Below are 14,585 nucleotides of genomic sequence, written 5' to 3' on the forward strand. Positions count from 1 at the left end.
CGGGGTGTCGGATAACTCTAACAAGATTGTGTAGCAGTGGAAGTCGCAGCGATCTTGATTTGAAATAAGTAAGGTCAATCAATAATGAACAATAAATTAATTCTAAGCATCGCAATGATGTCAGCGTTTGCAGCGAACAATGTAATGGCAGATGACAGTGGCTTGTATCTAGGTGGTGCCATTGGTACTTCTGGCGTGGATGATGGTGGACTATTTTCATCAATTAAAGAGCCAGTGACGTTTGAAGCAGAAGACAATGCTTACCGTATCATTGCTGGCTATAAGTTTAACCGTATTGTATCACTTGAGCTTCAGTACACGGATTATGGTGATGTGGTTGCTAAATATCCTTTAAGAAGCAACGCTGGCTTTACATGGACTCCTCAAGTCTTTTCGATTGCTGCAAACCTTGGTTATACGTTTGATAATGGCGTTCGCCCATTTGGTACAATTGGCTTATCTTCAATCGATCTCGATATGAAGTATGCAGACGGTTCACGTCCTTCAAGTTCTGATTTAGATGATTCTGGTGCAGGTGTACGAGTTGGTTTTGGCGTTGAGTACACGCCACTTTGTGAATTAAGTCTGAGACTTGGTTATGAAGCCGATGCATTTACAGTAGAAGTTGACGAAGGCAGCTCTTGGAAACAAAGAAAGGTAGAGAAAGATATTGTATTGGCTTCTTTCTACCTTGGCGCAACCTATAACTTTTAAGTTCCGTAATTGGATAAACGGTAAATCGGTTTCTAGATGGGGCGTCGGTTGGCTCAACCCGTTTGGCTAAAGTGGAAGGCCGCAGTTTTTGACTGCGGTTTTTTTCATGTTCAACTCAGGTAACTCTCGATTGAAGATGTAATCGAATAGCTAGGCTTCACGGATATGAGCGGTGACAGCAACGATGGCATGGTCAGTACTGAATTGGTCGTGTTCAAAGCTGGGATTGATGAGGTGATGGTCGAGCACTGTGTAGCAAGAGATTTCCATCATGCTTGATGAGTTCTGACAGTCAAATTCGTTCGACATTAAAATGTAATCCAGAACAGAACCAGAGGCACCGTAATAGTGGGTTGGTTTGCGTTGTTCAAGTAAGTCTTGTTCATGCAATTGATGATAAATATCCCAGCTGTCTTTTAACCGGAAGTGGGAAAGCCAATGCTTGCTGTTTTCGTCTCTGCTTATTGAATAACTTAATAGCCCTTTAAACTCGTCGTTGAATAGAGGCTTATTAAAGTCACCCATTAACACAACAGGCTGATCGGTTTGGTAACGATGATTGGTGATGTATTGATGCAGCATCTGAGCTTCAAGGCCGCGCTGCACGCTAGATAACCAAGAGCCAAGTTGCTCTTGGTGGAAGCGAGTGAGCGTGTCACTTTGTGATTTTTCACCTTGCTGAGCGTTATCCACATCGATAGATTCTGCTTTGGGTTCTGTCGGACGTTGTGATTTGAAGTGCACCACATAACAGTCGGTTGAACCTAAATGGGGTAACGTAATCGTGGCATGAACAGGCGTTCTGTTGAATGAGAAATTGTCTCCAAGGTTGAACGCTGTCAGTAACTTCGAATCTGGCGTAACAGGCTGCACGTTTTCAATCGGATAACGGGAAGCAATACCAACGACAGGTGAGGTGTATAGGTAATCATCTTCAACGTTTGCGCTATCGACGACTGCAAAGTATGGATAACCTAGCTCGTTCATCAATTGCTCTAAAGACTGTGGGCTAAATATCTCTTGAAAGCCAATCACATCACAATCTAATGAACGAATCGTTTCAGCCATCCAGTGCTGTTTCTTCTGCCATTCATCGAAGCTGTAGATGTTCTCAAAATCATAGTAAGCATTCGGCGATTCGAGATAGTTCAGAAGGTTGAACGTTGCGAATGTTATGTGGTTTGGTTTGTTCAAAGTGTCATTCCATTTAGACCTAAGCAGCAAGGATACTCCAGTAAAGTATAGATTGTTGATTATTTAGAACCTAAATTTCACTTTCAAAGCGAATCAAAGCGAATCTAAACCGTGGAGGCTTATGTCATTCCCGCTAGAGCAATCTCCGTGCTTTCCAACGCCACCAAGCTAATTAAAGGAATCAAAGCGATCAGCGTTAACTGCATCCAATAGTTTCGAGCGGTGACGAGTAATTTGTAAATAAACCGTCAGAGATGAAGTGCTGATGGTTTTATTAGTTATTACATGATGTTAGATTTGAACCTATACTTGTTTTAACGGCATGCATTCAAAGCCGATTAATCAACTTGAATATCGAATTCATAACATTTGAAGGGAGAGTCAAATGGGAACAGTTTTTCGACGCAAAGCCTCGCAGCGCACTCAGTTTTTCAGGTCTAATTTAAAGTCCTGTGCAGTTATGCTGCCGCTTATTGTTTTACACCCCTCCGTTACTTACGCTTCTGGTACCCAATCAACTCCTGCTGTCACCGTTATTGAAACCACACAATTGGTTGGTTTTGGTGAAGCAAAATATCCAGCCGATTTTACTCACTTTGATTACGTTAATCCTGATGCGCCAAAGCAGGGCAAAGTGACCTATGGCAGCATAGGTACCTACGATAGCTTTAATCGATTCGGTTCCCGCGGCGTTGCTGCAAGTTATACCGGAGAGATTTACGATACCTTGATGTTTTCTCCGAGCGACGAGATTGATGCGTACTATCCATTGATTGCTTCAAAGGTTCGCTACGCCAGTGATTTCACTTGGATGGAAATCGACATCAACCCAAATGCTAAATTCCAAGATGGCAAACCAATCACTGCTCACGATGTTGCCTTCACTTTTGATAAGTTTTCAAAAGAAGGTGTGCCTCAATATCGCGTGTATTACAAAGAAATCGAGTCAGTAACGGCTGTTTCTGATTCGGTTGCTCGTATTGAGATGAACAAGCCAAACCGTGAGAAGCTGTTTAGCTTTGCGCAAAGCACTCGTGTACTACCGAAACATTTCTGGAAAGACAGAAAACTGTCTGAGCCTCTAAGTGAGCCTCCTGTCGGTAGTGGTCCTTATAAGATCATCAGCTACAAATCAGGCCAAAGTGTTACCTCTGGTCTAGATGAAAACTACTGGGCAGCAGACCTACCAGTTAACGTTGGTCGTAATAACTTCAAGCAGGTGCAGTACGATTACTATCGCGATGACACCGTAATGCTGGAAGCGTTTAAAGCAGGGGAGTTCGATCTTCGAACCGAGAACTCGGCTAAGTTCTGGGCCAACTCTTACACGGGCGCAAACTTCGATAAAGGCTACATCATTAAAGAAGAGATCAACCATGAGAAGCCTGAAACGACTCAAGGTTTTGTCTTCAATATTCAATCTCCTGTGTTCTCTGATCCTAAAGTTCGTGAAGCGTTAACGTACGCGATGGACTTTGAGTGGATGAACAAGAACATGTTTTATGGTCAGTACAAACGGACTCGTAGTTACTTCCAAAACACTGACTATGAAGCGAAAGGCTTACCAAGCGAAGCTGAAGTTGAGTTGTTGTCTCAGTACAAAGATCAAATCCCGCCAAGAGTGTTTACTGAAGAATTCCAGCCATCAGTCACCGATGGCAGCGGCCGTATTCGTAGCCAAATGCGTACCGCTTTCAAACTGCTGAAAGAAGCGGGTTGGGTGCTGAAAGACAAGGTGATGACCAACGAAAAGACCGGTAAGCCGATGTCATTTGAGTTGTTGATTTACAGTCCAACCACGGAACGTATCGCAACGCCGGTTCAAAAGAACCTTAAGCGCATGGGTATCGAGATGAAGATCCGTACCATAGATACCACTCAGTACATCAAGCGCTTACGTGACCGTGATTTCGATATGGTGTCTTCATCGTTTTCGGCCAACCCTTATCCTAGCCAGAACTTAATGATTGTTTGGAACTCTAACTACATTGATTCTACTTACAATACTGCAGGTGTAATGGATCCGGTGGTTGACGCGTTAACAGAAGAAATTGCGCGTAACCAACAGCATCCTGAAAAGCTGCTTACGTTAGGTCGTTCACTTGACCGTGTATTGCAGTGGAATTTCTACAACATCCCGCAATGGCACGTTGGCGAGTACCGCGTCGCGATGTGGGACAAGTTTGAGCGTCCAGATGTATTGCCTAAATACGATTTAGGTATCGATACATGGTGGATTTCAGAAGAGAAGGCGGCATTGCTTCCTGAAAAACGTCGCTAGGAGTTAGTTAGCATGGCCGCGTATATATTTCGGCGTTTACTGTTGGTGATCCCCACGTTGTGGGCGATCATCACCATCAACTTTTTCATCATTCAGATCGCCCCTGGTGGCCTGGTGGAACAAGCCGTTGCTCAGTTAGAAGGGCATAACTCTGGAATCATGGAGCGCTTTTCTGGTGGTGGACAAGAAGTTGATTTAAGCGAAAGTGACCAAGCGTCTGCCAGTGGCTATAAAGGCTCACGCGGGCTTGATCCTGAAGTGGTTGAAGAGATCAAAAAGCAGTTTGGTTTTGATAAGCCAATTCACGTTCGTTACTTCGATATGTTGAAAAATTACGCAACCTTTAACTTTGGTGAAAGCCTATTTAAGGGCGGTAACGTGATTGATCTCATCATCGAGCGGCTGCCCGTCTCCATTTCCTTAGGGCTCTGGAGTACCTTAATCATTTATGTGATTTCGATACCCTTAGGCATTATGAAGGCGATACATCACGGTTCTCGCTTTGATATTTGGTCGAGCGCGGTGGTGATTGTCGGCTATGCCGTTCCGGGCTTCTTGTTTGCGATTATCCTGATTATTTTGTTCGCGAGTGGTAACTACTTCAGTTGGTTCCCATTGCGTGGGCTCGTATCGAGTAACTTCGACCAGCTCAACTGGTATCAGCAAATTGGCGACTATTTCTGGCATTTAGCTTTGCCTATTTTTGCGATGGTCATCGGCGGCTTTGCAACACTCAGCATGCTGACCAAAAACTCCTTCCTGGATGAGATTAATAAGCAATATGTGGTGACTGCGCGAGCGAAAGGTTTGGACGAGAGCAGTATTCTCTACAAGCACGTTTTCCGTAACGCGATGTTGATCATTATTGCCGGTTTCCCGAGTGCATTTATTAGTATCTTCTTCACGGGTTCTATGTTGATTGAAGTGATGTTTTCACTCGAAGGCATCGGTCTGCTTGGCTTTGAGTCGACCATTCAGCGAGATTACCCCGTGGTGTTCAGTTCTCTCTATATCATGACCTTGCTTGGTTTGGTGCTGAGCATTATCTCCGACCTGACTTATACCTGGGTTGATCCTCGAATTGATTTTGAAGCGCGTTAATGGCGAATGAATAAAAAGGTATTGATAATAAATGTTTAACAACCCTTTAGCTGAAGCTCGTTGGTTACGTTTTAAAGCAAACAAGCGTGGTTTTATCTCCCTTTGGATATTTACCATTTTGTTTGGATTGAGCCTGTTCGCTGAGATCATCGCCAACGACAAGCCACTCTTGGTTTCTTATGATAATCAGTGGTTTGTACCTGTCATTAATGAGTATGCCGAGACCGAATTTGGTGGCGAGTTTGAAACCGAAGCCGACTACAAAGACCCGTATGTTATCGAACTCATCGAAGACAGCGGTTACATCGTATGGCCAATCATTCCGTTTAGTTACGACACAATAAACTTCGATATTTCAGGCGCGGTGCCTTCGGAGCCTGATTCAGTGAACTGGTTAGGAACCGATGATAAAGGACGAGATGTATTGGCTCGTATCATTTATGGGTTCCGTATTTCCGTTCTATTTGGGTTTATTCTGACGATTGTATCGAGCGTGGTCGGTGTCGTCGTTGGGGCAACCCAAGGCTACTACGGTGGCTGGGTTGATCTATTCGGACAACGTTTTATTGAAGTCTGGTCTGGTATGCCGACTCTGATCTTGTTGATCATTCTGTCGAGTTTTATCGAGCCGAATTTCTGGTGGTTGCTCGGGATTATGGTGCTGTTCAGTTGGATGAGTTTGGTTGGGATTGTGCGAGCTGAATTCTTACGCTGTCGTAATTTTGATTACGTTCGTGCCGCGCAAGCGATGGGTGTTGATGATAAACGCATTATGCTTCGCCACATGTTACCTAACGCGATGGTCGCATCACTAACTATGATGCCGTTTATCCTTTCAGGCTCAGTCACCACATTAACGTCGTTAGATTTCTTAGGTTTTGGTCTTCCTGCGGGTTCGCCTTCATTAGGCGAGCTATTGGCGCAAGGTAAAGCTAACTTGCAAGCGCCTTGGCTTGGCATTTCTGCTTTCGTCGTGCTATCACTTATGCTGACGTTACTGGTCTTCGTTGGTGAAGCGGTGCGTGATGCTTTCGACCCACATCAACAGAAGTAAGGATAGGTTATGACTTCAAATACAGTTCCTGCTTCAGGGTCAACAGCAGAGGCTTCGAATGCATCTCCAGTTCTGACCATAGATAAATTGTCTGTCGGGTTTGGGCGTAAAGACTCGATAGAACAAGTGACGCAAGACGTCTCGTTGGAGATATACAAAGGTGAGACACTCGCGCTGGTGGGCGAGAGTGGCTCCGGTAAATCGGTTACGGCTAACTCAGTGTTAAAGCTGCTACCTAAAGGCTCATCGCACTACTTAAACGGTAAGATCAATTTCTCTGGCACCGATATTCTGAGTTGTTCTGAAAGGCAATTGCGAGGGATTCGTGGTGGCCGCATTGGCATGATCTTTCAAGAGCCTATGGTTTCGCTTAATCCACTTCATCGAGTCGGTAAGCAGCTGGTTGAAACCCTCGCGATTCACCGAGGTATGCGGACCAATAAAGCACAAGCCTTGGCGATAGAGTGGCTTTCAAAGGTGGGTATTCGTTACCCAGAGCAGAAGATATCAGCGTACCCGCACGAGCTATCAGGTGGTGAACGTCAACGTGTGATGATTGCGATGGCACTCATCAATGAACCAGAGTTACTGATCGCTGATGAGCCGACAACGGCATTGGATGTATCGGTACAAGCGCAGATCCTTGATCTTCTAAAAGACCTGCAACAAGAACTCGGTATGGCGATGCTTTTCATCACCCATGATTTGAGTATCGTTCGTAAAATTGCCGACAGAGTGGCGGTAATGAAAGATGGCCGCTTAGTTGAAAGCAATGACTGTAAAACACTCTTCAACGCGCCTGCGCACCCTTACACACAAAAGCTTATCAACTCTGACCCTAAAGGCTTGCCCGTTCCTGTTTCTCCGCAAAGCGAACCCCTGCTCAACGTCGACCAACTGCGTGTTTGGTTCCCAATTACGGGAGGCTTGTTCAAGCGGACTATTTCGCATGTTAAAGCAGTCACCGACATGGAGTTCAGCTTGAAAAAGGGGCACTCAATCGGTCTAGTTGGAGAGAGTGGCTCTGGTAAATCAACAACCGGTATGGCGATATTGAAGCTGGTGGAGAGTGAGGGTTCAATTACCTACGCTGACGAACAAATCCAAGGCTTAAACCGACAACAAATGCTACCGTTTAGAAGCCGTATGCAAGTGGTCTTTCAAGACCCATTCTCAGCGTTGAACCCTCGAATGTCGGTCGCGCAAGTGATTGGCGAAGGCTTGTTAGTACATCAACAATTGGACGACACTGAACTCGACCAACGCATCTGCGATGTAATGAAAGAGGTCGACCTCGATCCTGAGACTCGTCACCGATATCCGAATGAGTTTTCGGGCGGTCAAAGGCAACGTATTGCGATTGCTCGTGCTCTGATCCTTAAGCCAGAGTTTATCTTGCTCGATGAACCGACATCGTCACTCGACAGAACGGTTCAAGCGCAGGTGCTGGATCTGTTGAAATCACTTCAAGAAAAGTATGGTCTGACGTACCTGTTCATTAGTCATGATTTGAATGTTGTGAAATCCCTGTGTCATTACACCATCGTTATGAAAGCTGGCGAGGTAATAGAGAAGGGTGACACAGAAACCTTATTCGGCAATCCGCAGCATGAATACACCAAGCAGCTTGTCAGCCTTTCGAATGTTGGTGGTGCGCTATAAAGTGGGTGCGTAACGAGAACAAAAGAGTGCTCGGTGAATTCAACATGGTCATTTACTTGTTTTAAGATTACACTGCGCCCAATATTTCAGAAGTACATATTTAGGTAGAGGTCACCATGGACCAAGAACATTACGAAGACGCTGACTACGAAGGTCAAGAGCTGGGCGAAGAAGGCGAAGAGATTGAGATTGAAGCAATTGGTATTGATGTATCGTCTCAGCCCATCGAACTCTACAAAGTGTTTAAAATTGCTAACTTAGTGAGTGGTGGCGGTGAAGCTAAACACATCATTTCTGAAGGTTATGTAGCGGTTAATGGTGAATTAGAAACTCGTAAACGTCGTAAAATGTACGATGGCGACTTCTTTGAATTCAACCAAGAGTACTATGTAGTGGTGTGTGATCAGCCAGTACAAGAAGAATCAGAACAGCCGAAAAAGAAAGAAGCGCCTAAAAAAGAGAACAAGGCGAAGAAAGGTCAGTCTAAAAAGGATTCTAAGAAGAAAGAATCTAAGAAAAGCAAAGCAGAAATGCTAAGCGCAACGGCTGAACCAAAGAAAGAGAAAAAAGAGAAGAAAGAAAAAAAGCCGAAAAAGAAAGCGGATACGCCAAAGCCAACACGTGACGACAAAAGCGGCCGTAACTCGATTGAATTCTTCTAAACTATAGTTCTATAGTTCTATAGTTCTATAGTTCTATAGTTCTATAGTTCTATAGTTCAGCTCTAAACTGCTTTTCTAAAACGAATCTTTTAAAACTATTCGTTTGAACATCAAGCAACGTTAGACCTCGGTTTTACGTTAAGCAGATATCAAAAGGCTCACTATCTAGTGAGCCTTTTTTGTATTTGTTTGCTAGCACAGCTAACGGCCAATAACGCTTATTCTCAGTGTCGAGTGCGAGAAGACGTCAGTTCTGATGCGCGAAGCTGAGCAACGGCTTTTGCTAGCTCAAGCTGAGCTTGTGCAAAGTTGATGTCTACATTGCCCTTATTGATATTCTCTAGGGCTGCATATTTCGCTTCTTCTGCGCGAGCGCGGTCAATATCTTGGCCGTGCAAGGCAGTATCGGCTAACACCGTTACTACATCCGGCTGAACTTCCAGCATCCCGCCAGAGACATAAAGCACTTGCCCCTCTGATTTAGGATCTGTGACAAACACTGTCACGCCTGGCTTTATTTTACTGAGAAGCGGGGAGTGACCGGGGCGGATCCCCAGCTCACCATCAGCGCCAGAAACGGCTAAGGCATACGCTGGACCTGAAAACAGCGTACCTTCCGCACTTACAATATTAAGTTGAAATGTATTATCTGCAATTCCGATAGCCATGGTGCACCTGCCTCTTAGAGTGATTTTGCTTTGTTAAGCACTTCGTCGATAGAACCACAGTACAAGAATGCTTGCTCTGGGATATCGTCATATTCGCCGCCTAACAGGCCTTTAAAGCCTCTTAGTGTTTCGCTTAGCGGTACAAATACACCTTTCTGACCGGTAAACACTTCGGCCACGTGATAAGGCTGAGTTAAGAAACGTTCAATCTTACGAGCGCGAGATACGGTCTGTTTGTCTTCAGTAGACAGCTCATCCATACCAAGAATCGCGATGATGTCTTTTAGCTCTTTGTAGCGTTGCAGCGTTGTTTGTACTTTTTGTGCAATGTCGTAGTGCTCTTGACCAACCACAAGCGGATCCAACTGACGAGAGGTTGAATCCAATGGATCAATCGCAGGGTAGAGGCCCAATGCCGCGATATTACGAGACAGTACAACGGTCGCATCTAAGTGAGCAAAGGTTGTTGCTGGTGATGGATCGGTCAAGTCATCCGCAGGTACGTATACCGCTTGGATAGACGTGATAGAGCCTTGTCTAGTCGAAGTGATACGCTCTTGAAGCACACCCATCTCTTCAGCGAGTGTTGGTTGGTAACCTACTGCTGAAGGCATACGACCTAACAGTGCTGACACCTCTGTTCCCGCAAGCGTGTAACGGTAGATGTTATCAATGAACAACAGTACGTCACGACCTTCATCACGGAAGCGCTCAGCCATAGTCAGGCCTGTAAGTGCAACACGTAGACGGTTTCCCGGTGGCTCGTTCATTTGGCCGTAAACCATGGCTACTTTGTCGAGTACACCCGCTTCTTTCATCTCGTAGTAGAAGTCGTTACCTTCACGAGTACGCTCACCAACACCGGTAAATACAGAGAGACCTGAGTGGGCTTTTGCGATGTTGTTGATAAGCTCCATCATGTTGACGGTTTTACCTACGCCAGCACCACCGAACAGACCGATTTTACCGCCCTTTGCGAACGGACAAATAAGGTCGATAACTTTAACGCCGGTCTCAAGAAGTTCAGTGCTGTTTGCTTGTTCTTCATAAGAGGGTGCTTCACGGTGAATTTCGTAGCTTTCTTTTTGACCGATTTCACCACATTCATCGATAGGCTGACCAAGAACGTTCATGATACGGCCTAAGGTTTCTTCGCCCACAGGAACGGTGATTGGAGAACCGGTGTTTTCAACAGTTAGGCCGCGGCGCAAGCCATCTGACGTACCCATTGCAATACAACGAACGATACTGCCACCCAGTTGTTGCTGAACTTCCAATACGAGAGAGCTTGCTTCCTCGCTAGTCACTTTCAATGCATCATAAACGCGTGGGCTGTTGCCGCCGCTGAACTCGACATCTACCACCGCGCCGATAACTTTAACTATTTTTCCAACACTCATCTCTAAATCCTCAAATTCTATTCTTAACCCACTCTTTTCTGCCCTTAGACAGCTTGAGCACCTGAGACTATTTCACTCAGTTCTTGGGTAATGGCAGCCTGTCGCGCTTTGTTGTATACCAACTGCAAATCATCGATGAGTTGGCCTGCGTTATCGGTCGCCGCTTTCATGGCCACCATTCGGGCTGCTTGCTCACAGGCAATGCTCTCTACGATGCCTTGATAAACTTGCGATTCAATGTATCGATGTAACAGCTCAGAGAGGATGTCTCTTGGTGCTTGTTCATAGATGTAGTCCCAACGACGTGCTTTTTTCGCGCCTCCATCGGCCTCAGAATCTGAAGGGTGGGGCAGCAACTGCAAGGTCGTTGGTTCTTGAACCATGGTGTTGATGAACTGGTTATACACGAGATACAAACTGTCGATTTTTTCGTCGTCGTAATGCCCTAGCATCGCGTTAACCGTACCTAAAATGTCTTCTAATTTAGGCGCGTCACCAAGGCCTGACGTTTGCGCGATAACATTGCCGCTGCGTTGGAAAAATGAGATAGCTTTTGAACCAATTAGGGTCGTTTCTACCTCAACGCCTTTGGTACGCCACATCTCCATTTCTTCTAACACTTTCTTGAACAAATTCGAGTTCAAGCCACCACATAAGCCTCGATCGGACGAAATAATGATGTAAGCAACGCGTTTTGGTTCACGCTGTTGAAGGTAGGGGTGCTGGTATTCCAGCGACCCTGATGCGACATGAGAGATAACTTTGCGCATGTTCTCGGCATATGGACGTGTTAGCGTCATATTGTCTTGAACCTTACGCATCTTACTTGCCGCAACCATCTCCATTGCACTGGTGATTTTCTGAGTGTTACTAACACTGCCTATCTTGGTGCGAATTTCTTTAGTATTTGCCATCATCTGCTCCTAATTTGTTTTGATTTCCAGCCAACAAACCGGAGCGTTTACCAAGCTTTCAACGCTACAAAGTCACCGAGAAGCTTTGCAAGTGCACTGTCGATCTCGTCGTTGTAGTCACCGTTAGCGTTAATTGTGTCGAACAACTCTGGGTTTTGGCCCTTTGCGTAAGCAATTAATTCTTCTTCAAAACGCGCAACTTTGTGCAACTCTACGTCAGCCAAATAGCCTTTTTCTGCTGCGTAGATAACCGTTGCTTGTTCAGCGACAGACATCGGCGAGTATTGCTTTTGCTTCATCAGTTCGGTTACACGCTCACCATGATCAAGCTGCTTGCGCGTCATGTCGTCTAGGTCAGAAGAGAACTGAGCAAATGCGGCTAACTCACGGTATTGAGCTAACGATGTACGAATACCACCAGACAGTTTCTTGATGATCTTGCACTGCGCTGCACCACCCACACGAGATACCGAGATACCTGGGTCAACAGCAGGACGTAGACCTGAGTTGAATAGTTGGGTTTGTAGGAATACCTGACCATCAGTAATTGAGATTACGTTGGTTGGTACAAACGCCGATACGTCACCCGCTTGAGTCTCAATGATAGGAAGCGCGGTTAATGAACCTGTTTGGCCTTTCACTTCACCGTTTGTGAACTTCTCAACGTATTCCGCATTTACTCGTGCCGCACGTTCTAGTAGGCGTGAGTGGAGGTAGAATACGTCGCCAGGGAAGGCTTCACGACCCGGTGGACGTTTAAGTAGCAATGAGATTTGACGGTAAGCGACGGCTTGTTTTGATAGGTCATCATAGATGATCAGTGCATCTTCACCGCGGTCACGGAAGTATTCACCCATGGTGCAACCCGCATAAGGTGCTAGGTATTGAAGAGCTGCTGATTCTGATGCTGATGCAACAACAACGATGGTGTTTTTAAGCGCATCGTGGTCTTCCAGTTTACGAACAACGTTTGCGATAGTAGAGGCTTTCTGGCCAATAGCCACGTAAACACATTTGATGCCAGAATCTTTCTGATTGATGATCGCATCGATAGCTAACGCGGTTTTACCCGTCTGACGGTCACCGATGATAAGTTCACGTTGACCACGACCGATAGGCACCATGGTATCAACGGCTTTATAACCGGTTTGAATTGGCTGATCGACGGACTTACGCTCGATTACGCCGGGTGCAATTACTTCTACAGGGTCGAGTCGGTCACAACTCACTGGGCCTTTGCCATCGATTGGCTCACCTAGTGTGTTCACTACACGGCCAAGAAGTCCATTACCTACGGGTACTTCCAAGATACGACCTGTCCCTTTCACTTTCATACCTTCAGACAGGTCAGTGTAGGGACCCATAACCACGGCACCGACTGAGTGCGTGTCAAGGTTAAGAGCAAGAGCGTATTTGCCACCTGGAAGCTCGATCATCTCACCCTGCATGACATCCGCAAGGCCGTTAATGGTAATGATGCCGTCACGAACCGAGACAATGGTGCCTTCGTTGCGAGCTTCGGTGCTCACATTAAATTTCGAGATGCGATCTTTAATCAGGTCGCTGATTTCATTTGAATTTATTTGCATAATTGTTACCTATCTCGCGTGAAGTTGATGAGCTAATCGGTTAATTGATGCGTTCAAAGAACCATCGATGACGGTTTCACCCGCCTTGATTACGATCCCGCCAACCAGCGAGTCATCAATAACCTGTTCCATTTCAACCTGACGCTCTAATTTTTTCTCAAGTGCAGCAGTGAGTGATGTAACTTGATCTTGTGTAAGCAATTCTGAACTGGTGACAGTGACAGGGATTACACGTTCATGTTCGTCCTTTAGGTCGCTGAACAAGTTAAACAAGTCTCTGATCACTGCAAGACGGCCATTCTCAGCCAAGACTTTAATGAGATTAATGACGTGGTCATCAACAAGTCCTTGGCAAACGTGAATGATGAGATTGACCAGTTCTTCAGATTGCTGTGTGTGAACACCTTCTGCTGATGAAATCTGCTTAGCAATCGTTTCTTCTTCCGCTACCGTCACAAGAATGGACAGCATTGAGTGCCACTCTTGTAACTTGTTTTCACCTAAAGCAAAGTCGAACGATGCTTTAGCGTAGGGATGAGCAATATTGGTGTAATCTGACATATTGCCTCCGTTTAGAGTTCGCTTATCATTTGATCAACTAACGCTCGGTTCGTTTCAGAATCTAGGTTTTTGCTGAGCAATTTCTGTGCACTTTGAATAACGGCGTCTGCCATATCCGCCTGAAGTTCACGGCGTAACTTTTGGCGTTCGCCTTCTAGCTCAGCTCTACCTTGTTCTAAGATGCGTGCCTTTTCTTGCTCGGCTTCTTGTTGCGCTAAGCTGATGATTTCATTGCGGCGTTTTCGGCCTTGTTCAACCAGTTCAGTCACATCTTTTCTTGCATCTTCGATGAGTTGCGCGCCATTTGATTTTGCTAGTTCTAGCTCTTTCGCAGCGTTTTCTGAGTGGCGTAAACCATCAGCGATTTCTTTTTGGCGCTCGTCTAACATCGCGGTGAGAGGGGGCCATACATATTTCATGCAGAGCCAAACAAAAATCACGAATGAGATTGCTTGTCCAAACATGCTTGCATTTAAGTTCATACCTTCCTCACTAAATCTTGATTATGTATAAATCGATCTTTCAAAGCGGTTTGATTAAGCCACGGCGAAGATGATGTATAGACCGATACCAACACCGATCATCGGTACCGCATCCACAAGACCCATCATGATGAAGAATTGAGTACGAAGCATTGGAGTAAGGTCTGGTTGACGCGCAACACCTTCAAGGTATTTACCTGCTAAGTTACCAATACCAGATGCTGCACCCGCTGCACCTAAACCGATCAGTAATGCACCTGCTACATATAAAACTGCGCTTACGATATCCATTTGTATCTCCGA

At 45.5% G+C, this 14,585-nt stretch carries 14 protein-coding genes; 6 read left to right on the forward strand and 8 right to left on the reverse strand.

Translation table 11 applies throughout. The features are described from left to right. The first annotated feature begins 84 nt into the window (after positions 1–84). On the forward strand, positions 85–714 hold the full coding sequence (locus AB6C75_RS12500; RefSeq protein WP_372107913.1) for a porin family protein: 630 nt from the start codon (positions 85–87) through the stop codon (positions 712–714). A 150-nt stretch (positions 715–864) separates the two neighbouring features. On the opposite strand, the gene AB6C75_RS12505 is transcribed toward AB6C75_RS12500, so the two are convergent. Further along, positions 865–1,908 (reverse strand): endonuclease/exonuclease/phosphatase family protein, encoded by a 1,044-nt coding sequence (locus tag AB6C75_RS12505; RefSeq protein ID WP_372107914.1) that lies wholly within the window; start codon positions 1,906–1,908, stop codon positions 865–867. Between the two features lie 385 nt (positions 1,909–2,293). Here AB6C75_RS12505 and AB6C75_RS12510 point away from each other — a divergent pair, with 385 nt between their 5' ends. The 5 genes from AB6C75_RS12510 (at position 2,294) to AB6C75_RS12530 (ending at position 8,668) form a co-directional block, all read left to right on the forward strand. After that, positions 2,294–4,189: an extracellular solute-binding protein gene (locus AB6C75_RS12510; RefSeq protein WP_372107915.1), complete on the forward strand. Its 1,896-nt coding sequence runs from the start codon at positions 2,294–2,296 to the stop codon at positions 4,187–4,189. A gap of 12 nt (positions 4,190–4,201) precedes the next feature. After that, positions 4,202–5,290 (forward strand): microcin C ABC transporter permease YejB, encoded by a 1,089-nt coding sequence (locus AB6C75_RS12515; protein ID WP_372107916.1) that lies wholly within the window; start codon positions 4,202–4,204, stop codon positions 5,288–5,290. 31 nt (positions 5,291–5,321) lie between these two features. Continuing rightward, a complete protein-coding gene (locus AB6C75_RS12520) occupies positions 5,322–6,344 on the forward strand; it encodes an ABC transporter permease (protein WP_372107917.1) in 1,023 nt (340 codons plus the stop codon). Positions 6,345–6,353: 9 nt separating this feature from the next. Beyond that, positions 6,354–8,006, forward strand: a complete 1,653-nt coding sequence (yejF, locus tag AB6C75_RS12525; RefSeq protein WP_372107918.1) for a microcin C ABC transporter ATP-binding protein YejF — start codon at positions 6,354–6,356, stop codon at positions 8,004–8,006. Positions 8,007–8,122: 116 nt separating this feature from the next. Continuing rightward, the gene (locus AB6C75_RS12530) at positions 8,123–8,668 is read left to right on the forward strand and encodes an RNA-binding S4 domain-containing protein (protein WP_017098980.1); all 546 of its coding nucleotides are present in this window, start codon (positions 8,123–8,125) and stop codon (positions 8,666–8,668) included. Between the two features lie 224 nt (positions 8,669–8,892). Here the strand turns inward: AB6C75_RS12530 and AB6C75_RS12535 are convergent, their stop codons facing one another. The 7 genes from AB6C75_RS12535 to atpE are packed head-to-tail and all read right to left on the reverse strand — an operon-like array spanning position 8,893 to position 14,573. Beyond that, the gene (locus AB6C75_RS12535) at positions 8,893–9,336 is read right to left on the reverse strand and encodes a F0F1 ATP synthase subunit epsilon (protein WP_372107919.1); all 444 of its coding nucleotides are present in this window, start codon (positions 9,334–9,336) and stop codon (positions 8,893–8,895) included. 14 nt (positions 9,337–9,350) lie between these two features. Beyond that, a complete protein-coding gene (gene atpD, locus AB6C75_RS12540; protein ID WP_004730394.1) occupies positions 9,351–10,736 on the reverse strand; it encodes a F0F1 ATP synthase subunit beta in 1,386 nt (461 codons plus the stop codon). A 44-nt stretch (positions 10,737–10,780) separates the two neighbouring features. Continuing rightward, positions 10,781–11,650 (reverse strand): F0F1 ATP synthase subunit gamma, encoded by an 870-nt coding sequence (gene atpG, locus AB6C75_RS12545; RefSeq protein WP_012600781.1) that lies wholly within the window; start codon positions 11,648–11,650, stop codon positions 10,781–10,783. Between the two features lie 47 nt (positions 11,651–11,697). Next, positions 11,698–13,239, reverse strand: a complete 1,542-nt coding sequence (atpA, locus tag AB6C75_RS12550) for a F0F1 ATP synthase subunit alpha (protein ID WP_372047647.1) — start codon at positions 13,237–13,239, stop codon at positions 11,698–11,700. Positions 13,240–13,248: 9 nt separating this feature from the next. Then, positions 13,249–13,800: a F0F1 ATP synthase subunit delta gene (locus tag AB6C75_RS12555; RefSeq protein WP_372047646.1), complete on the reverse strand. Its 552-nt coding sequence runs from the start codon at positions 13,798–13,800 to the stop codon at positions 13,249–13,251. A gap of 11 nt (positions 13,801–13,811) precedes the next feature. After that, positions 13,812–14,282: a F0F1 ATP synthase subunit B gene (locus AB6C75_RS12560; protein ID WP_372107920.1), complete on the reverse strand. Its 471-nt coding sequence runs from the start codon at positions 14,280–14,282 to the stop codon at positions 13,812–13,814. Positions 14,283–14,336: 54 nt separating this feature from the next. After that, on the reverse strand, positions 14,337–14,573 hold the full coding sequence (atpE, locus tag AB6C75_RS12565; protein WP_004730405.1) for a F0F1 ATP synthase subunit C: 237 nt from the start codon (positions 14,571–14,573) through the stop codon (positions 14,337–14,339). Between the last annotated feature and the right edge of the window lie 12 nt (positions 14,574–14,585).

This window comes from Vibrio sp. 10N.237.312.B06 (assembly GCF_041464685.1).
Classification (GTDB): domain Bacteria; phylum Pseudomonadota; class Gammaproteobacteria; order Enterobacterales; family Vibrionaceae; genus Vibrio; species Vibrio tasmaniensis_A.